Here is a 20,081-nt window from a genome sequence, read left to right on the forward strand (position 1 = left end):
CAAAGTCAAAATGAAAAAACAAAATAACGTAAAAGCACTATTTGAAGGACTACATACTTTTATTCTGCTGTGGGCGACCCAGGCGCTTTCCGCGCTGGGCAGTTCCATGACAAGCTATGCCTTAGTGATCTGGTCGTATCAGCAGACCGGTTCGGCGCTGTCTACTTCCCTTCTGGCAATCTGTTCCTATGCTCCTTATGTACTTCTGAGCATTTTTGCCGGGGCTTTGAGTGACCGATGGAACAAAAAGCATACCATGCTTGTGTGCGACACCATTGCGGCAGTCAGTACAGCAGCGGTATTTTATCTGCTGAGGGCAGGAAGCCTGGAAATTTGGCACCTGTATTTTATCAATGGGCTGAACGGCCTGATGAATACCATTCAGCAGCCTGCCTCGGATGTGGCGGTGAGCCTGCTCACACCGAAAAAACAATACCAGAGGGTGAGCGGTATGCGTTCGTTTTCCAACTCTCTTATCACTGTGCTGAATCCCATTGCTGCCATGACGGTTATGTCCTTTTGGGGGATTGGGGCGGTGATAGCCATTGACCTGACAACCTTCGCCGCTGCGTTTTTTACCCTTGCATTTTTTATCCGGATCCCGGAGAACAGGCCGGTATCCGGGGAGCGGCCGGGTTCTCTTATAAAAGCGGCCGGGGAAGGCCTTGGATATATGCGGGAGAACAGAGGGATCCTGGACCTGATCCTTTTTCTGGCAGCCATCAATCTGGTGGCATCCATGTACGACGCGGCATTGCCGGCTATGCTTCTGTCCAGAAACGGAGGCAGTAAAATGGCGCTTGGATGGGTGAACGCCTGTGGAGGAATTGCAAATCTGGCAGGCAGTATCTGGGTATCTATGTCCGCACCACCGAAGAGCAGAATGCGGATCATCTGTAATTCCCTTTTGTTTTCCATGAGTACAGAGAACTTTTTTCTGGCCTTTGGGAAAAGTACACCGGTCTGGTGTTTGGGGGCGGTGCTGGGATGGCTGTTTATTCCCTTTATGTCAGCCAATATGGATGTGCTGATCCGTTCCCATACCCCTCTGGAAATACAGGGACGCGTGTATTCTGTGCGCAACACTCTGCAGTTTTTTACAATCCCGGTGGGATATCTTTTAGGCGGATTGTTTGTGGATAAAGTGTTTGAACCTATAATGGGCACACAGGCATCGGGAAGTTATCTGGTGCGTGCTTTTGGGAGCGGAAAAGGTTCCGGGGCTGCAATGCTGTTTTTCTTTCTGGGAATAGCGGGTGTGCTTATCTGCCTGTATTTTAGAAAGGACAGACATCTGTGGGAGTTGGAAGAAGAAAGGTGAGGACAGAAGTAATATGAAGATGCAGATTTTTCAGATAGATAAGATACCGTCTGTTCTATATGGTGAGCAGGCGGACAAGGTGATCGTGGCAGTACATGGAAACCAGTCCAGCAAGACAGATGTACCTGTGCGGATCCTGGCAGAGACAGCTTCGGAAAAGGGGTATCAGGTACTTAGCTTTGATCTGCCGGAACACGGGGAGAGAAAAGAAGAAGGAATTCCCTGTAAGGTGCAGAATTGTGTGGAAGAACTGAAAGTAATCCTGGGATTTGTCCGAGAAAAATGGAACACAGTGGGATTATTTGCCTGCAGTTTGGGCGCGTATTTCAGTCTCCTAGCTTATAGGGAAGAGGAATTTGAAAGATGCCTGTTTTTGTCCCCGGTGGTGGATATGGAGCGGATAATAGAAAATATGATGGCCTGGTTTCACATTACATCCGGTCAGCTAAAAGAAAACGGAGAGCTGGATACCCCCATTGGACAAAAGCTTTACTGGGACTATTACTGCTATACAAAGGAAAATCCTATTGTGAAATGGAATTCTCCCACAAGTATCCTGTATGGCAGTGAGGACGATTTGTGTGAGTATGACAGGATACTGGCATTTACAGAACGCTTCTCGTGCCGCCTGGAAGTGGCGGAACAAGGGGAACACTATTTTCATACTGAGGGGCAGCTTGAGCGGTATAGAAGGTGGCTGCGGGAAGAGTTCGGAGTGTATCCGATGTAAAAGAAAAGAGTAACGAAAAACAGCCGTGCAGCAGATAAAAATGTTGTACGGCTTGTTTTTATATAATCCTTAAGGTTAAAGCAGAGGGGAAGAAAATCCATTCAAGTGTGTTTCCAGAATCGTATGTTACATTTCTTCCCGGTCCAAGGTATGTTGTTTCACAGTCTCAAGCAATGACAAATAAATATCTTTTTCAATGACATAAAGGTCTGCGATGGCGGCTGACATTTTTATTAAAAGTTCCGTGTCTGGGTCAAGGGATAACTGCCATAGATCTAAAGCCAAGGAATCCCATTGCCGGGAGGCATAGAGGAAACGCTGTCCTGAGTCCACAAGCCTTTCATCCTGAAAAACAGGTGCGCATTCTATGAGAAAATCACCATACATTCTGCGGAAAATCCCTCCGCCGGTGCCGCCTGCCTCATTGATCTGAAAATAATTAGTGGTACCTGCCAGCCGAAGCTTTTGGGAGCTGAACTGTTTCCATTTCAGGATTTCTTTTGAAAACTTTTTGATGCCGTTTATACCCAGCAATTGTGCGGAGGGAAATAGCATTGTGGTACAGGTTTCTTCTATGGCCTGACACAGGACTTTTTTTTCTGCCTTTTTGTATCCGCTAAAATCAAATGTCAAATACTTGTTGTTGGCCGGAAATGGTCTGTGTGAACTCCTGCGGGCCTTTTCAATTTCTGCATAATCTACCATGTGATAATCCTCAGCTATCTGACCTGAGGGGACTTTGATGGGAAAATCGTGGTTATCTCTGTCGCTTACAAAGAATTTCTGCGCAGTATCATCGAAGCCAAACAGAACCACGGCATGTCCTCCAAAGTGGCTGTTTGGATCCATGCCCAAGTATTTCAGATACGGCATATCCGTGTAGATAAGAACGGGGTTTTGTTCCTCAATGAGCTGCTTTGTGGTTTCAAAAATCTGAGGATAATGTCTTCCGGATTTACATTTAATGGAGATACCAAGGCGTTTTGCCAGTTTTTCTTCAAATTCAAATACTTTTATCCTGCCATTTACCATAGGGCTGTCTGACTGGTTGAGGTAGAGGAAGGACAAACCGGATGCCAGACCGAATATCATTTCCTCTGACATGGGATATCCGTAATAGGTAAAAATCTGTTTCAGGGAATTGGTGATACAATGTTTTCCACCCTGAGGGATAAAATCTTCAATTATTGTTTTCATATTTTTACTCCTTTAAAGGATTTCAAAGGGTAAAAGAATCTCTGTAGTATAGTTGGCAGGATTTCCTTTGAAAATCATGCCGGGACTTTTTAGGTATACCTCTCTTGTGGGAACCAAAATTTTATAGTTGTTGGCGTTGGCATAGGCAAAGACAGATTTATACGCAAGATATAAAGTATCGTAGCTGCCATAATGGAGGGTACGCAGTGCTTTAATGCCGGGCAGTTTTTTGCAAGTCACAGATGGATGGGTTATTCTGCATTTGACGGGCAGGCAGAGTTCAATATCTGCCTGTTCCACACAGGCGTCATCATAATAACAGTTAAAATGTCTGCCTGTCTTGCAGTCCTTCACTGCCTGATAGAGAAGCGGCACATACTTTCCAAGGTCACTATATCTGCCTGTAAAGCGAATTGTGGCTGCAAGCATTTCTTTTACGTCTGTAACGTCAATCTTGTATGGCAGAGCAGGCTGTTTTGTTTCATATGCAGGGAGTCCTTTGCTGATTTTTCGTATGAGTTCTTTTTCCTTTGAAATATTCTTTTCAATTATTTTTATTTTCTCTCTTAGTATAAATGCCAAATCATTCTCAGTCTCTGCAGTTTCCAGAATTTCTCGGATTTCCATTATTGAGAAGTCCAGGGAACGAAGATATTTGATGAGCCGGGCTTTTTCAAAATCCGCATCATTATAATACCGGTATTGATTCTCCTCATCCCGGAAGGAGGGTGACAGAATCCCTTCTTTATCGTAATAACGCAGTGCTTTCACAGTTAGATCGGAAATTTTGGAAAATTGACTGATTTTATACATATAACCTCCTCTTATTCTAGTTTAAACCGTCCCCTGCAGGGGAAGGTCAAGAGAAACGAAAGTATTTCGCAGGAATTTCTCTGCCTGATATAAAACAAGTCTATCACAGACGGTGGAGAACTGTAAATGAGTACGCAGGCTTTTGTGTTATGTCTGCAGGAAATGCAGAGGTTCCGTTGTCAATAGATAAAGAATCTTGTATAATCAAAACAAAGGAGTTCTGACGAGACTAAATCTCAACTCTTTGATAATAGGTTACAGGATCGTATCCAGTTTTTCACGGGTCACTTCTATGCAGCAATTTTATTTCCGGTCTTCTTTGCCGTAACAGAAGCTTAAGAGCACTTACAAATAAACGAATGATAAAAATAATCTGTATGAAATCTATGCCAATTGGAAGAATACGTCAACACGACTTAATAGGCATTATTTAGTAGCACGTGATTTAAATAAAACACGGCGAAGGAGAAGGGACAATAATGAAAAAGAAGAGCAGGGTTATTATACTGGGAGTGCTGATTTCAATCTTTTTTATAGCTCAAGATGTCATGGCAGACTCTATAGAAAAATTAAAGGACTCCGAGGATTATGATTCAATATATAATATTGAAAGTCAAATTGTTCAATTTGTAAATAATGGTCCAACGACATCATCAGGAGGACGACAAATAACAATTGAGGATGTTGACCTTGATAATGCAGTTAAGGAATACTTAGATACACCTCTAATTGAAAATAAGCTTATTGATTATGCAGAAGCAATGGATGCTTTAAACAAAAGTCCGTATATGTGGATAGTTTCTATTCGTGCTGATGATGTTTTGTATGAAGCTTGTGTTACAAGAGAACGAGATGAAAATGGGCAGCAGACTGGCCCATGGGGAGTGGAAGGGGTGTATGTTTACGAACCCGGAAATTTAACACTAGAAGAACAGTTAAACGCATCTCTGGAAAAAAACGAAATTGGAATCAATGCATATCAATTTTTTTGGTCGGTGGTGTAGCTCCTATTAGACAGCCTTTATTCATGGCACTTGATAACGAGAGAATTTTGTATGTGATTCCAGCACGGACATCTGCTGCTGCAATGATAACTGACAGCAGTAAAACGCGTAGTAATATATATTCAGATGAAGAACTGGAGCCTTCAGATCCAGATGGCTTTCAAGCATACGATTTTAAAAGCGCAATGCAAGCGGCGGCCAATGTTCCGGATACATTTGGGCAAGGGGGTGGATCAGCAGTAATAGATATTGGAAAAAAGTCACAGCCGATTGCACAGTATGTGATAACAGCCTCTGCAGTTATTGTATTTATAATTTTTGGAGTGATATTTTTGAGAAGGAAAAAGTTTAAGAATAAATATAAATTGTAATAATTTATAAGATTTATTAGTCTACATTGACAATATAAATTACTTTGTATCATAAATAAAAACAGCTCTTTTGGGGTATGAATCAAAATGCGGCATTCCTTACCTCAAAGGGGCATTTTTATGCCCATAACTATCACAGACGGTGGAGAACTGTAAATATGTACGCAGGCTTTTGTGATATGTCTGCAGGAAATGCAGAGGTTCCGTTGTCAATAGATAAAGAATCTTGTATAATCAAAACAAAGGACCAGGTACCGCTGTCCTGCCAATTGTAGTGCTGTTTTGTGTATTCAGTAGATGGGGTTAATGGAAGATGAGACTTATCAAAACGGCTTTGGGGAAGGCACGGTACAGGCATGGCATGGATTTTTGTTGGTAACAGTGAAGGGATTAGGCAGTTACAAGAATAACTGAATAAAGAAAGGAGCAGCAGGCCGGAAAAGCCGTGGCTTCTCACCGTATAGCATCAGTGGGAAAAACCTGCAATCAGTACATATGAAAGACGAAAAACAAAACTGGTTAGACTGGGCAGTGGAACTGCAGAGTCTGGCCCAGAGTGCCCTGTATTACTGCAAAGATAAGTACGATATAGAACGTTTTGAACGTATCCGTGAAATCTCTGCGGAGATCATCAGCCAGCAGGCAGAAATGCCTTTTGAGAAAGCAAAGGATTTGTTCTGCTGTGAGGTGGGGTATCAGACACCGAAAATGGACTGCAGGGCAGCGATCATTGAGGGGGACAAGATCCTTTTGGTGAAAGAAAATGACGGCAGATGGTCCATGCCCGGCGGATGGGTGGATGTAGATCTGTCTGTGAAGGAGAATACCATCAAAGAGGTGAAGGAGGAGGCAGGCCTTGATGTGACGGCTGATATGGTTATTGCCATACAAGACAGGGAAAAACACAATCAGCCCCGGTACGCCTATAAAATTTGCAAAGTGATTGTGTTGTGTACAGTAATAGGCGGACATTTTGAGAAAAATCTGGAAACTGTGGACAGCGGTTATTTTTCCATGGATGAACTTCCCCTGTTGGCAGAAGATAAAAATACAAGGGAACAGATTGCTATGTGTTTTGAAGCAGCCAGAGCGGAGCACTGGAAGACGCAGTTTGACTGAGATATGGTATAAACATCGCGAGGAATAATGGAAGCTGAGTATATGGAAGGTGAGAAGATGGATACAGGGATGTTTACAGGACGTGCTTTTGATTACACACATGGAAGGCCTCTTTACGCAGAGGCGTTTATAAAGCTGCTGGCTGAAAGATTTGGTGTGGGTTCTGCAACTGTAACAGCGGATATTGGTTCTGGTACAGGAAAGTTTTCCGGCCAGCTCCTGAAACTAGGCTGTCGTGTATATAGTGTGGAGCCAAATGAACACATGCGGCTGGAAGCAGAGCGGATTTTGGGAAAGAATCCACTTTTTTGTTCTGTGAAAGGAGATGCGTCTTCTTTGAATCTGCCTGTGTCAAGCTGTGATCTTGTGACGGCTGCCCAGGCATTTCACTGGTTTTCCCCACTGGATTTCAGACGGGAATGTATACGGATATTAAAGCCCGGAGGCTATGTGTTTTTGATTTGGAATATGCGGGATATGGATTGTGAAATAAACAGAGAAAGCTATCAGATTTATAAAAAATATTGTCCCGGTTTTTTGGGCTTTGGCGGTGGGATAAAAAAGAATGACAGCCGCATTCGTCAGTTTTTTACAGGAGAGGAGTATCTGGAAAGCAGCGCTGCTGATATGGGGGAATGTGAAGCAGATTTCCGAAACGTCTGTGAAGTCATGAGTTTTGATCATCCGTTGTATTTTACCAAAGAAAAATTTATCAAAAGGAGCCGCTCTGGTTCTTATTCACTGAAAGAGACAGATAAAGGGTACAAGGAGTATATCCTGGAATTGGAAAAAGCATTTGACAGGTATGCAGTATCGGATATTCTGAAGATGCCCAACCATACCATGGTTTATGCAGGCCCATTGCAGAAACATTTTTTGCGGACAGAATAAAACAAACATAAAGAGGAGGACAGTTTGATGTTTACATATAAAGAAATTGAAAAAGATGATTTGGCAGCTCTTGCGGCCATGTATGTGGAAACCTTTAATGCCCCGCCCTGGAATGATGCGTGGTCCCAGGAGACCGCAGAGATCAGGCTTAGGCAGATGGCAGAGGCAAAGACATTTTATGGTATCTGTGCGTTTGAGGGGGAAGTGCTCTGCGGTATGATATTCGGATTTGCCGAACAGTTTTATGATGGAGTATTATTTGAAATAAAAGAATTTTGTGTGAAAAATGCCAGCCGGGGAAATGGCATCGGTTCGGCTATCTACCGGGAATTTGAGAAAAGACTGCGTGAGAGAAACATTAAAGAAATTATGCTTATGACCCTGCGCGGGAATGCCACAGAGCATTTTTATGAAAAGAACGGTTTTGAGACAGAGAAAGATTTGATCTTTATGAAAAAGCAGCTCTGACCACAATAGAATGAGAGGCAGTTATGGAAAGAAAGCTTCCGGAAAGTGTAAAAAACAGCTTTTTGAGGAGTTGGGAATTGTTCCAGACTGGGATAAGATCAGGTATTATATCTTGCTGGATGAACTATTTTAGAATACTAATAAAGGAAGGGGAATGAAAATATGCAGCACAAAGGAACAGAGAAACTCCAGACAGAAAGATTGATCCTGCGGCGTTTTACCATACGGGATGCAGCAGCTATGTTCCGCAATTGGGCAAATGATGACCAGGTAACAAAATACCTTATGTGGCCGTCCCACAAAAGCCCGGAGGTGTCCCGAGAAGTTTTGGAAGACTGGATTTTCCACTATGGTGAGAAGGATTTCTATCAGTGGGCGATCACTGTAAAGGAAAACGGGGAGGAGCCTATAGGCTCTATTTCAGTTGTTTCCAAAGATGACTCCATAGAGATGGTTCACATCGGTTACTGTATTGGAAAGAGATGGTGGCATCAGGGTGTGACTTCGGAGGCGCTTAAAGAGGTCATCCGTTTTTTCATGGAGGAAGTGAAGGTAAATCGTGTAGAAACCCGCCATGACCCACGAAATGTCAATTCTGGAAAAGTAATGAAAAAATGCGGTATGGTTTACGAAGGTACCAGAAGACAGGCGGACAGGAATAACCAGGGGATATGCGATGCATCAGGGTATGCCATATTGGCAGAGGACTATTTTGGGGTATCCGCGCAGCGGAACTTTTGAGGCGTCATTTTATAGTGCTGCCGGAAGGTTTTGATAAAGGCAGCACTGCTTGTATACCCCACAGCTAACCCAATCTCCCGGACACTCAGGGAGGTGGAGGTGAGCAGGTCGGCAGCCTTAGCCATACGGCATTCTTTCAGGTAGCGGCCAATGGTCATGTGAAAGCACATGGAAAAACCTGCTTTCAGCTTCTGTTCATTTAGACAAACCTGTTTACTGAGTTGTGAGATGGTTGGAGCATTGGCCGGATTTTCTGTCAGTATCTGTTTAGCCTGCTGAACTGCCGACAGATCAAACTCGTCAAAGGTGATTTTTTTCCTGCCTAAAAATACGCTGGGCATTACATCCGGTGCACGGAGTGCCCCCTGCCTGATGGACTCGGTCAGTATTCCCATGCACTGCAGCAGACAGCCTTCCAGCATAAGCGGGGTGAGGCTGTCTGTTTGTATTATTGGTAATAATTGGTGAAATATGGTGATGATTGCCGGGGGTAATGAATGGTAAGTGCGGTTTTTGGAGAGACTGTCCAGTACAGAAGCATGCGGGTCGATTGTTTTTAATTGTTTTAAGAAAGCAGGGAATAAGGCAAATTCAATTCCCCTGCAGTACTGTCCTGCATTCCAGAACTGCCGGCCCTTTATCTTCTCCTCCCGTACCAGAAAGGATGAAGGGGAGGAGGAGTGTGACGTAATCCCTTCAATTTCAAAATGGGTTTTGCCGTCGTAGAAACTGCCGAACCGGAGCACGGTCTCCTCTGATTCAAAGGCAAGAGAAAAGGAGGTTGCAGCCGTATAGTCTGCCGCGGCAAGTGAGTAAAGACCGGGCCGTTCATATAAAACAAAAATTCCGTCCTCTGGGCGGCTTTTGTTGGCAAAACGGGTGCAGTGATTACCTTTGACCGAATGAAATCCCAGGTTTTGCAGAATATTATTTTGAAGGTCACGGTGACTGTGTATACTCATTTTTATACTCCTTTTCCGATGATGAAACGACTTATCAGCAGCCATAACCGTCTCGTAGACAGCAGTTCGGATCATCCTGCATCGGCATTCTTATTATCCAGATGTAATCTTATTATTCCTCAGCTTCTGTGATTTACCACATAAATCATGTTTTTTAATACGGTGACAGATATATTCTATTTAGGTGCAATTATAAAAAAATGTTGCCTTAAATAGTATAGTATGCTAGAATGACTGCTGTCAATTAGCTATAACTAACTAAAGAAAATTATGGTATGGAGAAAGGGCAGACATTATGATGAATATGAGGAATAAACTGGTACCGTTTTTTGCTGTACTGACTGCTGCGGGCCTGCTGACAGGCTGTTCGGGACAGAGGGCAGATGCAGAAAAAGGAAAGGTGGGTACAGGTAACGAGAGTACGGTTCAGGGTGCAGAAAGTCCTGATAAGAATATTTCCTCTTCCGCAGTGAAGGAGGGAATGCGCACAGTCCAGACAGATAAAGGTCAGGTTGAAATTCCTGAAAATCCACAGACCATTGTTTCTGACTATTATCTGGGTGAATTTTTGGCTGTGGATGTAAAACCGGCCATAGCCTCTCCTTATTCTCTGTCTAATCCGTTTCTTTCAGATAAAACGGAGGGCATTAAAGAAATGGACATTACCAGTGCGGAGACTTCTCTGGAAATGATAGTGGCCAAGGAGCCGGATCTGATCGTGACGATTACAGAGGCGGATTATGAGAAATATTCTGAAATTGCTCCCACTGTTTATATTCAGGACGGAAAGAGAAGTGATGAGGAAGTCTTCCGCTATATTGCCGATCTGGTAGGAAAAAGCGGGGAAGCGGAGGAGTACATTGCTGATTTTAAGGAGCGTGCGCTGAGTGTAAAAGATGAGATACAAGGGATTGTAGGTGACAGGACCGTATCTATAGTGGAGGTATGGCCTCAGCAGATTTACACCATGGGCAGTCACTTTGCAAGGGGCGGCTCCATTCTCTACGATATGTGGGAACTGAAAGCACCTGAGGCAGTACAGAGAGAAATGGTGGACGGCGATACCCAGTATCAGGTGGTATCTCTGGAAGCCCTGCCGGAATATACAGGGGATTTTATCCTGTATGGCGTTCTGGCTGATACGGACGGATCCTATGTGGATGATTCCCGGCTCTGGAACAGTCTGGAAGCTGTACAAAAAGGGCGGATACTTCCTTATGAGCAGGTGTCCTTTATGCACAGGGACCCCATCACCTATAATGCACAGCTTGATATCTTTATTGATTTCTTCCGAGGATTTGAGGGAAAATAATGGGCCTAAATGCAAAAAAGAGAACAGTATGGTTTTTGACAGCAGGAGCTGCGGCGGTTTTGACTGCCGCAGTCCTTTCCATATTATATGGAAGCACCGGTATTCCTCCCCGGCAGGTTATGAATGCATTGATAAACCCGGATCTTACAGACCAGCAGCATCTGGTCATTCGGGAGCTGAGGCTGCCGCGGACAGCGGGATGTATTCTGGTAGGCGCAGCATTTTCAACAGCAGGTGCCATGATGCAGGGAGTGACAAGAAACCCTCTGGCAGATTCCGGGCTTCTGGGCATCAATGCAGGCGCTTCTTTTGCGCTGGCGCTCTGCCTGGCCTTTCTTCCGGGGCTGAGTTTTTCCGGCGTGGTAGTTTTTTCGTTTTTGGGGGCAGCGGCAGCTATGCTGGTGGTATATGGTCTTATGAGCCTGAACAGACGCAGACTGGACCCGGTACGGCTTGTGCTTGCGGGAAGTGCTGTGAGTATATTTCTCACCTCTCTGAGTCAGGCAGTGGCGATTTTGTATAAAATCGGATATGATCTTACCTTTTGGACTGCAGGAGGTGTGGCGGGGATACGAAGAGAGCAGCTTATATTTGCAGGACCAGTGATCCTTTTGGGGCTTGCAGGGGCAGCCGCGCTTTCCGGCAGGGTTTCTCTTCTGAGTCTGGGGGAGGACGCTGCGAGAGGTCTTGGCCTTTCTGTGGAACGCTCCCGCGCAGTCTGTCTTTTGACCGTGCTGCTGCTTGCCGGCGGCTCTGTGGCGCTTGCCGGTCCGGTGGCTTTTGTGGGGCTGATGGTGCCTCACGTTGTGCGGTATTTTACCGGTGCGGATTACAGGTCAGTTATCCCCTGCTCCATGGCAGCGGGGGCTTTCTTTATGCTGGCGGCAGACATTCTCTCAAGAGTTATCAACGCGCCGGGAGAAGTGCCTGTGGGCCTGGTATTTGCTGTGATCGGTGTGCCGTTTTTTATCTGGACAGCCCGGAAGGAGGAGAGGACTTTTGAGTGAGAGAAGACGCAGGATCCGTACAGGTACGGTATTTATCCTTTTGACCCTGCTGCTGCTTTGGGGAATATGGCTGGAGATAAACGCGGGTTACCGGAAGATAAGTCCGGAGGAAATTTGGGAAATCCTGCGGGGCAAAGGTGCAGAAGGTGTACGTTATACACTTATTAACCTGAGGCTTCCCAGAGTTTTTACCAGTCTTCTGGTGGGTGTGGGCCTGGCAGTCTCCGGCTGTGTGATCCAGGGAGTATCCGGAAACCATATGGCTGAACCCGGAATCCTGGGAATCAATGCTGGAGCCGGACTTTTTGTGGCGGGATTTCTGGTATTTGTACCGCAAAGTCCAGTCAGTTTGACCGTGCTGCTTCCTCTTCTGGCCTTTGCCGGTTCGATAGCAGTGGCAGCGCTGGATTACAGACTGGCGCTTACAAGACAGGGGATTTCTCCTGGCAGGCTGCTTTTGATGGGCGTGGCAGTTTCCACTGCTGTGTCAAGTGTGACTACCATATTAATGCTGCGCCTGCCTGACAGCAATCACGCATTTGTGCAGAAATGGCTGTCAGGCAGCATCTGGGGTGCTGACTGGAAGAATGTGCGGCTGCTTTTTTACTGCCTTCTTATTCTTGGGCTGTTTGTCTTTTACAAAAGCCGTACCCTGAATGTGCTGTCCCTCAGTGATCAGACTGCGGCAGGACTGGGAGCAGACGTGCCACGACAGACGGTGATCCTTCTGGGAGCGGCCGTTGCCATGTCCGGTCTCTGCTGTGCAGTGGGCGGCGGACTGAGCTTTGTAGGACTTGTCTGCCCACATATGGCACGCCGCCTGGTGGGGCCGAATTTCAGGATACTGGTTCCGGCTGCAGTGCTTACGGGGGCCGTGCTGATGACATATTCCGATATGATCTCACGTACACTGTTGTCACCAAATGAGATTCCTGTTGGAATCGTGGCGGCCGTGATCGGTGCCCCGTATTTTCTGTATCTGCTGATCAAAACGTAAAGGAGAATTTTAATATGGATGCTGTACTTTCAGGAAAAGGAGTTTCCGTTGCATACCATCAAAACATTGTCATCCCCGCCATGGATGTGCAGATTCCAAGAGGACGTATTACTTCTGTCATCGGTCCTAACGGATGCGGAAAATCCACCCTTTTAAAAGCCCTGTCCCGTATGACACCCATTCGGGAAGGCCATGTACTGCTGGACGGCAGACAGATTGCCAAGATGTCCACTGTGGAGGTGGCAAAGAAAATGGCGATTCTTCCACAAGGGCCTCAGGCACCGGGGGGATTGACCGTAAAGGAACTGGTGGCTTACGGCAGATATCCTCATCAAAAGGGATTCGGACGTCTGAAGAAGGAAGACCAGGAAGCAGTGAAGTGGGCGTTGTCCATCACCGATATGGAGGAATTGGCAGACAGGGATATAGATGCTCTTTCCGGAGGGCAGAGGCAGAGAGCCTGGATAGCTATGGCTCTTGCCCAGGATACGCCCCTGATCCTTTTAGATGAGCCGACCACGTATCTGGATATGGCTCACCAGCTTGAAGTGCTGGAGCTTTTGGAGGAATTGAATAAAAAACAGAAGAAAACCATAGCCATGGTCCTTCATGATCTGAATCTGGCAGCCAGATTTTCGGACTGGATGATAGCCATGCGCTCCGGCAGAATGCTGTATGAGGGAACCCCAAAAGAGATCATGACAAAAGAAACTCTGGCGGATGTATTTTCCCTGGATGCCTGTATCAGCCGGGACCCGTGGACGGGTAAACCCATATGTCTGTCTTATAAGATGATGAAAAAAGATAGGAATGAGATGTAGCAGATATGTCGTGTATGGAATAAAAAACTTGCATTTCTTCTGACAATCCATAGAATGGAAGATGTATGAAACTATAGATTCTAACCATTTTAGTGCGGATAGATGGTATTAGAGCGCGATTGAGAACAGGAGATTTTAAAATGAGAAGTGTGGAAACCCCGGTAAAGAAAATCAGGCGTGAAGTATTTACAGAAATCTGCAAGGTAGCTTTTGAATCCACAAAGGATAATTTCAATGACGAGATAGAAGCCATTCCGTATCACATTGTGAAAGAGCGGGCCTCCTACAGGGAGAGCATTTACAGGGAAAGAGCGGTTGCCAGCGAACGTGTCCGCCTTGCCATGGGTATGTCCCTGCGGCCGGAAAATGAAGCCGTTCACATCACTGCCGGAATGGAAAATAGCAACATAGATGAAAAGTATTATGAGCCTCCCCTTATGCAGGTCATCCCCTCTGCCTGTGATGCCTGTGAGCCGAACAAATATCAGGTCAGCAATATGTGCAGAGGCTGTGTGGCTCATCCATGTAAACAGGTCTGTCCCAAGGATGCCATTTCCATAGTGAATGGAAAGTCTGTGATCGATCAGGAAAAATGTATCAAATGCGGTAAATGCAAAGCAATCTGCCCTTATGATGCCATCTCCAAAATGGAACGTCCCTGTGCCAGGGCCTGCGGTGTCAAAGCCATCGGCAGCGACAATCTGGGCAGAGCAGCCATTGACCCGGAGAAATGTGTATCCTGCGGCATGTGTATGGTGAGCTGTCCTTTTGGGGCAATATCGGATAAATCCCAGATCTTCCAGCTCTCCAGAGCGCTGCGCGAGGGAAAAAAGATCATTGCAGAAGTAGCGCCGGCATTTGTAGGGCAGTTCGGAAAGGATGTAACCCCGGCAAAGTTCAAAGCAGCACTGATAAAACTGGGTTTTCAGGAAGTATACGAGGTAGCGCTCGGAGCCGACATAGGGGCAATTGCGGAAGCCCATCACTATGCGGAAAAGGTGAGCACCGGAGAACTTCCGTTTCTGCTTACATCCTGCTGCCCTTCATGGTCTATGCTGGCTAAGAAGCAGTTCCCGGATCTGATAGAAAGTGTGTCCCAGGAACTGACTCCTATGGTGGCTTCTGCGAGAAGCATTAAGCAGAAATACCCCAATGCAGGTGTGGTCTTCATAGGTCCCTGTGCGGCAAAAAAACTGGAGGCATCCAGAACCGATGTCCGCAGCGATGTGGATTTTGTCATTACCTTTGAGGAACTGCAGGGCATGTTTGACGCAAAAGAGATAGACCCGGCTTTGATGGAGGAAGATGGAAGCCTGCACAATGCCACCGCAGCCGGAAGAGGCTATGCGGTAGCAGGAGGCGTGGCACAGGCCATTGAGGAATGTCTGCAGGAATACCACCCGGATGTCCCGGTACATATTGAACATGCAGAAGGCCTGGCAGAGTGTAAAAAAGTGCTCACCCTAGCCAAGGCAGGCAAAATGAAAGGATGTCTCATAGAAGGCATGGGCTGTCCCGGCGGATGTATGGCGGGAGCGGGAACCAACATTCCGTTAAAGGAGGCGGCAGCGGAGTTGAAGAAGTATAAGGCTTCCTCTACCAAAAAACTTCCGGCGGCAGAACTCATAGAGATAGAATTGGATTAACTAAGAAAAAGTGTATACCTTTTGCTAACGCCCGATAAGGAAGTAATTTGAAAACACATCAGAATACTAACCATTACGGGCGTTGCAAAGGCGAAAGACACTGAGAAAGGTAGAAATACTTTTCTCGGTGTCTTTTTCTGTATAAAAAATCAAATCGCACATTCGTAATTATTTCCCCGTTTGTTTACAAATGTAAACAAGGAGGTCGAAGCTATGCGAGAGCAGAATTATTATTTAGTTTTTGATGAGCTTGAGGGAGGTGTTATTATACGAAGTCTAAATGAATTGCGTAACCGCTTGCTTTCGGAAGGCAGATACACAGACGCAGTAAATGAATTGCTCATAAAATTTGCAAACGCCAAGAAAAAGAAATTCAAAATCATTTATGGAGGACAACACAATGGCAAAATCAATTTTTGAAGAAATGGGCGGTACATACGAAATGCGGGACGATTACTTTATACCCTGCCTTACTTTACCAACCGAAAAGGAACAGCCGATAGGCTTATTCGGTCAGCGGCATTTGCGGTACTTAAAGGAACATCACAGAATTACATACACTAATCTGCTCACAAGCGGCAAACTGAATGCTTACCTTGCCGACATTGACAGACAGGCACAGGAATGCTTTGAAACGCTCACAGAGCAGATGAAACAGGCACAGGGTATCACGGAGCAGTTAAAAGCTGAAAACGCTTTAGAATGGGTTGGACGAATGAATAACATACGGGTGTGTGCTATGGAAATTGTGAATAGCGAGATAATCTATGCATAAATGGATAACAGACAGGGTGTAAAACCTCTGTCTGTTTTTAGCAAAAAAGCAGATTTTTTATCCTACTTGACTTGTGAAAATTTAAGTGTTATTATATCTATGACTGAATTGGTATTTTAAGTCATAGAAGGGAGATTGAATTATGGCAAGGAGCTTTTCTGAAAGGGAAAAAGAAAATATTAGAAAAAGTTTGATTGACATTTGTAAGCAGAGCTGGACACAGTATGGATATAAAAAAACAAGTGTTGATGAAATGTGTAAACAGGTTGGCATATCCAAAGGAGCATTTTATCTTTTTTTTGAGTCGAAAGAAGCTCTTTTTTGTGAGGTATTGTGTTCTGTACAGCGTGAAATTTGTGAAATGGCTGAGGCGGCAATGGAAGAAGAAAAAGGAAAATCAGGTGTGGTAAAAGCCTTGAAACTTATCTATCGAGCTTATGATAAGAATTCTTTTTTGTATGGCTCGGATACCGCCGACTATACAATTCTAATGAACAAAGTATCAGAGGAACAGGCAAAAGAAATGGAACAAGCAGGCGAACTAAGCAGACAACTATTTCTTTGTCACCCCGCTTTGAAATTTAGAGTCAATGCCAATATGGCTATTTCAGTTATCTATTCGCTGATTATGAATATCAAGAATAAAGATATTTTACCGCAAAATCATTTGGAAGTCTTTGATTTTATGGCTGACAAATTGATTGACGATTTATATGAGTAACTATTACCTGTTCAAGCTCTCGGAAATTCTTTGAGTATTTTTGCGGGGCAAAACATTGGTGCGAATGAAAAGGAGCGAATGAAGCGAGGAACGAGATTCGGTGTAGTTCTTTCTATTGCGGTCACAATAACGCTGTCTGTCGCATTATTACTGGGCGGGAAGCAAATATTGGGATTGATTATTGGTAATAACAAAGCAATGATTTTAATTGGTTATAGTTACTTCAAAGTTTGTTTGTGGTTTTATCCAGTTAATGCCATAATATACGGTTTAGGCGATGTCCTGTCAGAAGCAGGCGATACGCTGATTGCGGGGATTTACTCACTTGCTTTCATTATGGTAAAAATGCTCGTTACTATTCTTTTTATAGGGAAATTAGGGCTTCTTGCTGCGGATGGTGTGTATCAAGTGTAATTGTTGCTTTGCGATATAAAGGCAATCGTTGGCAAACGAAGTCAGTAATAAAAACAATATAGAATTTATGGAGGTAAAAATGAAAACAGAAGTTGTAAAAAAGAATAATGTGTCTGTTGCTGTTATTCATAGCGATGAACACTTAATCACGGATGTTCAGTCAGCGTTGGATCTGATTATGAGTGTAAAATATGAAACGGGATGTAAAAATATTGCGGTAAACAAAGAAGCGATTGTGGATGATTTCTTCATTTTGAGTACCTGTATGGCAGGAGAGATACTTCAAAAGTTTATAAATTATGGAGTGAAATTTGCTATATACGGCGATTTCTCACAATATACAAGCAAGCCATTAAGAGATTTTATGTACGAGAGCAATAGAGGTAAAGATATTTTCTTTCAACCAAGTGTTTCTCGTGCCGTGGATAAACTCTCTGGGTATTCCAAATAAAAGATGAGAAGATAAATCTAAAGTTGTGAGGATACGATAATATGAGAATATACGAGGTACAGGACAGAAATCAGCAGTTGCTGGAAGTACTCTTGACTGTTTGGGAAAATTCTGTTCGGGCAACGCACTTGTTTCTTTCGGATGAAGAAGTAAATAAAATTAAGGCATTCCTACCGAACAGGAAATCCTTGCTATGATGGAAGAAATACGGGAAAATTCGCAGGACTTCCGCTTTGTAGCATAAGGGCAAAAGGAAACGGTGCAACCCCATTTCTGAGGTTACACTGTACCTTACATAAAAACTTCCTTATGGGGCGTTGCCATTATGGTATGCGCTTTTCTTTTTTAAGGATGAAAAAAACGTTATACATTCGGGCCGGCAGTATTCCAATGCCGGTATTTGATTGTAATCACTAAGGGAATCCGGTATAATAAAGCAATAGAAAACAACTGTCGTATACATATATTTGGTAATAGGACAGAGAAGGCATCCGTTCATATTAAGGGGACAGAAGGGAGAGGAAAGATGCAGAAGCCGCAGCAATCAAATTACGATAAGCTCAGTGAAACCTGGAGAGAAAAATTTTTACAGATGGACCAGGAAGCGCTGATGAGGAAACTGCCGGAAATAAAAGCGGAAGGTGAGTACCTGACTGTTTTACATTTCGGAAGGAAATATGGCATCCACAGAAAAGACGGATATATAAAAGCCATGGAGGACAGCAGTCCCATCAGTAACGGGACCAGGATGAATATTTACAACCTGTTCTGGTATTCCAAGGAGAATGTGAGTTTTGCAGATCGCTGGGTGCCTTTCAGAGATGTAAAAAATGCCGGACCTTTTGCGCCGGCCTTTGAAAGAAATATATTGAAACCTTTTGCCATGACCTTTGCAGGGAAGACCCGGGAACTGAAGTATGCCGCCGAAAAAATGGGCGGCAGGCCCGTCCGGCAGGGGGATGCGGGATATATTCTGAATGCATTTTCCTGTATTCCCATGCAGTATCTGTTCTGGGACCAAGATGAGGAATTCCCGGCACAGGGAAATATCCTCTTTGACTATAGCGTGACGGATTTTATCCATGTGGAGTCCACAGTGACGCTGGCTGAGGAGGGGATCATACGGCTGGCAGAATTGGCGGGGGCAGAGTTAAAAGGAAAAATGTTTGCAATGTAACATATGCGGCAGGAGAACGGTAAATGAGGACAGTTGGAAAAAATATGACACACGGTTGTCATGTTTGGGCGTGTATACTGTTCTTGATCGATAGGAAAGGCGGGCAGCAGGAAATGATAGATTTCAGGCAGCTGATGCGCACAGAAGCTTATGATTTTCTGAGGGAAGACAAGAGGCTGGGGGACAGGATCATTCTTTTGGGTTTGGGCGGGAGCTACGCTTACGGGACAAATAATGAGAACAGTGATGTGGATTTCAGGGGAATTACCCTGAACCTGCCTTCTGACCTTTTGGGACTGACCGTGTTTGAACAGTATGAGGACAAGAAAACAGATACCGTGATCTACGCTTTTAATAAGATAGTCAAATTGCTGCTGGACTGTAATCCGAATACCTGTGAGATTTTAGGCCTGGACGAGGAACAGTATCTGATCAGGACAGAGCTTGGGCAGGAGCTTCTGGACAACAGGGGGCTGTTTTTATCAAAGCGGGCAGTCAAATCTTTTGGCGGCTACGCAGGAGCGCAGTTGAGAAGGCTCCAGAATGCCGCTGCCAGGGATGCACTTCCTCAGACGGAAAAGGAGAAGCATATTTTGAATTCCGTCAGAAACGCGCTCAATGATTTTGAACGGCGTTACAGCAGTTTTGACAAGGGCAGGATACATTTATATATAGACAAATCGGAGAACCCGGATCTGGAAACGGAAATTTTTGTGGATGCGGATTATCAGCACCTGCCTCTGCGTGACTATGAGAATATGTGGTCAGTCATGCATAATGTGGTCAAAGACTATGATAAAGTGGGGAAACGCAACCGGAAAAAGGATGATGACCATCTGAACAAACATGCCATGCATTTGATCCGGTTATTTATGATGGCCATTGATATTCTGGAAAAAGGGGAAATACGGACAAATCGGAAGAAAGATCTGGATCTGCTCCTGAAAATACGGAACGGAGGATTTCAGAAAGAGGATAAAACATTCTCCAGTGAATTTTATGATATCCTGGCAGACTATGAGTTGAGAATGGAGAAGGCGTCCAACGAGAGCTGTCTGCCGGACAATCCTGATATGGAGAGGGTGGAGGCTTTTGTGGAGCATGTGAACAGAATTGCTGTTGACATGTAATGCGAAGGTACCA

General features: G+C 44.7%; 24 protein-coding genes. 21 read left to right on the forward strand and 3 right to left on the reverse strand.

The features are described 5' to 3' along the window. Positions 1 to 10: 10 nt before the first annotated feature. Together BLCOC_RS08660 and BLCOC_RS08665 are read left to right on the forward strand one after the other, a co-directional pair. Positions 11 to 1,321, forward strand: coding sequence for an MFS transporter (locus BLCOC_RS08660; RefSeq protein WP_115625039.1), 1,311 nt, complete (start codon positions 11 to 13; stop codon positions 1,319 to 1,321). Positions 1,322 to 1,334: 13 nt separating this feature from the next. Further along, positions 1,335 to 2,051, forward strand: a complete 717-nt coding sequence (locus BLCOC_RS08665; RefSeq protein WP_115625040.1) for an alpha/beta hydrolase — start codon at positions 1,335 to 1,337, stop codon at positions 2,049 to 2,051. A 126-nt stretch (positions 2,052 to 2,177) separates the two neighbouring features. On the opposite strand, the gene BLCOC_RS08670 is transcribed toward BLCOC_RS08665, so the two are convergent. Next, positions 2,178 to 3,248, reverse strand: coding sequence for a BtrH N-terminal domain-containing protein (locus BLCOC_RS08670; RefSeq protein WP_018593573.1), 1,071 nt, complete (start codon positions 3,246 to 3,248; stop codon positions 2,178 to 2,180). A 12-nt stretch (positions 3,249 to 3,260) separates the two neighbouring features. Continuing rightward, complete coding sequence (locus tag BLCOC_RS08675) at positions 3,261 to 4,061, reverse strand: MerR family transcriptional regulator (protein WP_115625041.1); 801 nt, start codon at positions 4,059 to 4,061, stop codon at positions 3,261 to 3,263. Between the two features lie 479 nt (positions 4,062 to 4,540). Here BLCOC_RS08675 and BLCOC_RS08680 point away from each other — a divergent pair, with 479 nt between their 5' ends. The 7 genes from BLCOC_RS08680 to BLCOC_RS08710 all read left to right on the forward strand — a co-directional run bounded on the left by BLCOC_RS08680 (position 4,541) and on the right by BLCOC_RS08710 (position 8,655). Then, positions 4,541 to 5,065, forward strand: a complete 525-nt coding sequence (locus BLCOC_RS08680) for a hypothetical protein (RefSeq protein WP_115625042.1) — start codon at positions 4,541 to 4,543, stop codon at positions 5,063 to 5,065. 23 nt (positions 5,066 to 5,088) lie between these two features. Further along, on the forward strand, positions 5,089 to 5,436 hold the full coding sequence (locus BLCOC_RS08685; protein ID WP_115625043.1) for a hypothetical protein: 348 nt from the start codon (positions 5,089 to 5,091) through the stop codon (positions 5,434 to 5,436). A gap of 495 nt (positions 5,437 to 5,931) precedes the next feature. Continuing rightward, positions 5,932 to 6,555, forward strand: coding sequence for an NUDIX hydrolase N-terminal domain-containing protein (locus BLCOC_RS08690; RefSeq protein WP_018593568.1), 624 nt, complete (start codon positions 5,932 to 5,934; stop codon positions 6,553 to 6,555). 42 nt (positions 6,556 to 6,597) lie between these two features. Then, positions 6,598 to 7,446, forward strand: coding sequence for a class I SAM-dependent methyltransferase (locus tag BLCOC_RS08695; RefSeq protein ID WP_165907202.1), 849 nt, complete (start codon positions 6,598 to 6,600; stop codon positions 7,444 to 7,446). Between the two features lie 27 nt (positions 7,447 to 7,473). Then, on the forward strand, positions 7,474 to 7,914 hold the full coding sequence (locus BLCOC_RS08700) for a GNAT family N-acetyltransferase (protein ID WP_115625045.1): 441 nt from the start codon (positions 7,474 to 7,476) through the stop codon (positions 7,912 to 7,914). A gap of 23 nt (positions 7,915 to 7,937) precedes the next feature. Beyond that, a complete protein-coding gene (locus BLCOC_RS08705; protein ID WP_313735758.1) occupies positions 7,938 to 8,072 on the forward strand; it encodes a hypothetical protein in 135 nt (44 codons plus the stop codon). 4 nt (positions 8,073 to 8,076) lie between these two features. Next, the gene (locus BLCOC_RS08710; protein ID WP_029469821.1) at positions 8,077 to 8,655 is read left to right on the forward strand and encodes a GNAT family N-acetyltransferase; all 579 of its coding nucleotides are present in this window, start codon (positions 8,077 to 8,079) and stop codon (positions 8,653 to 8,655) included. On the opposite strand, the gene BLCOC_RS08715 is transcribed toward BLCOC_RS08710, so the two are convergent. After that, entirely contained in the window at positions 8,622 to 9,617 is a 996-nt protein-coding gene (locus tag BLCOC_RS08715) for a helix-turn-helix transcriptional regulator (RefSeq protein WP_165907201.1), read from the reverse strand. The genes BLCOC_RS08710 and BLCOC_RS08715 overlap by 34 nt on opposite strands. Before the next feature lie 295 nt (positions 9,618 to 9,912). Here BLCOC_RS08715 and BLCOC_RS08720 point away from each other — a divergent pair, with 295 nt between their 5' ends. From BLCOC_RS08720 to BLCOC_RS08775, 12 genes are all read left to right on the forward strand, one after another. Next, the gene (locus tag BLCOC_RS08720) at positions 9,913 to 10,929 is read left to right on the forward strand and encodes an ABC transporter substrate-binding protein (RefSeq protein ID WP_115625047.1); all 1,017 of its coding nucleotides are present in this window, start codon (positions 9,913 to 9,915) and stop codon (positions 10,927 to 10,929) included. Beyond that, positions 10,929 to 11,936, forward strand: a complete 1,008-nt coding sequence (locus tag BLCOC_RS08725; RefSeq protein ID WP_018593559.1) for a FecCD family ABC transporter permease — start codon at positions 10,929 to 10,931, stop codon at positions 11,934 to 11,936. The genes BLCOC_RS08720 and BLCOC_RS08725 overlap by 1 nt, the downstream gene beginning before the upstream one ends. Continuing rightward, entirely contained in the window at positions 11,929 to 12,933 is a 1,005-nt protein-coding gene (locus BLCOC_RS08730) for a FecCD family ABC transporter permease (protein ID WP_018593558.1), read from the forward strand. Before BLCOC_RS08725 ends, BLCOC_RS08730 begins: the two co-directional genes overlap by 8 nt. Before the next feature lie 14 nt (positions 12,934 to 12,947). Further along, positions 12,948 to 13,754: an ABC transporter ATP-binding protein gene (locus BLCOC_RS08735; protein ID WP_018593557.1), complete on the forward strand. Its 807-nt coding sequence runs from the start codon at positions 12,948 to 12,950 to the stop codon at positions 13,752 to 13,754. 140 nt (positions 13,755 to 13,894) lie between these two features. Further along, entirely contained in the window at positions 13,895 to 15,400 is a 1,506-nt protein-coding gene (locus BLCOC_RS08740) for a 4Fe-4S dicluster domain-containing protein (protein ID WP_115625048.1), read from the forward strand. A gap of 213 nt (positions 15,401 to 15,613) precedes the next feature. Next, a complete protein-coding gene (locus BLCOC_RS08745; protein WP_029469819.1) occupies positions 15,614 to 15,820 on the forward strand; it encodes a hypothetical protein in 207 nt (68 codons plus the stop codon). Next, positions 15,801 to 16,175 carry a TnpV protein gene (locus BLCOC_RS08750; RefSeq protein WP_115625049.1) on the forward strand — a complete coding sequence of 125 codons (375 nt, stop codon included), beginning with the start codon at positions 15,801 to 15,803 and terminating at the stop codon, positions 16,173 to 16,175. Before BLCOC_RS08745 ends, BLCOC_RS08750 begins: the two co-directional genes overlap by 20 nt. Positions 16,176 to 16,317: 142 nt before the next feature. After that, positions 16,318 to 16,896, forward strand: a complete 579-nt coding sequence (locus BLCOC_RS08755) for a TetR/AcrR family transcriptional regulator (protein WP_115625050.1) — start codon at positions 16,318 to 16,320, stop codon at positions 16,894 to 16,896. A gap of 30 nt (positions 16,897 to 16,926) precedes the next feature. Continuing rightward, the gene (locus BLCOC_RS08760; protein ID WP_115625051.1) at positions 16,927 to 17,310 is read left to right on the forward strand and encodes an MATE family efflux transporter; all 384 of its coding nucleotides are present in this window, start codon (positions 16,927 to 16,929) and stop codon (positions 17,308 to 17,310) included. A 79-nt stretch (positions 17,311 to 17,389) separates the two neighbouring features. Continuing rightward, complete coding sequence (locus BLCOC_RS08765; protein WP_018593551.1) at positions 17,390 to 17,761, forward strand: DUF4180 domain-containing protein; 372 nt, start codon at positions 17,390 to 17,392, stop codon at positions 17,759 to 17,761. A 526-nt stretch (positions 17,762 to 18,287) separates the two neighbouring features. Then, positions 18,288 to 18,938 (forward strand): DUF3786 domain-containing protein, encoded by a 651-nt coding sequence (locus BLCOC_RS08770; protein WP_115625052.1) that lies wholly within the window; start codon positions 18,288 to 18,290, stop codon positions 18,936 to 18,938. Between the two features lie 113 nt (positions 18,939 to 19,051). Beyond that, positions 19,052 to 20,068 (forward strand): nucleotidyltransferase domain-containing protein, encoded by a 1,017-nt coding sequence (locus BLCOC_RS08775; protein ID WP_026255299.1) that lies wholly within the window; start codon positions 19,052 to 19,054, stop codon positions 20,066 to 20,068. The last annotated feature ends 13 nt before the right edge of the window (positions 20,069 to 20,081 follow it).

The organism is Blautia coccoides, assembly GCF_034355335.1.
GTDB lineage: Bacteria > Bacillota > Clostridia > Lachnospirales > Lachnospiraceae > Blautia > Blautia producta.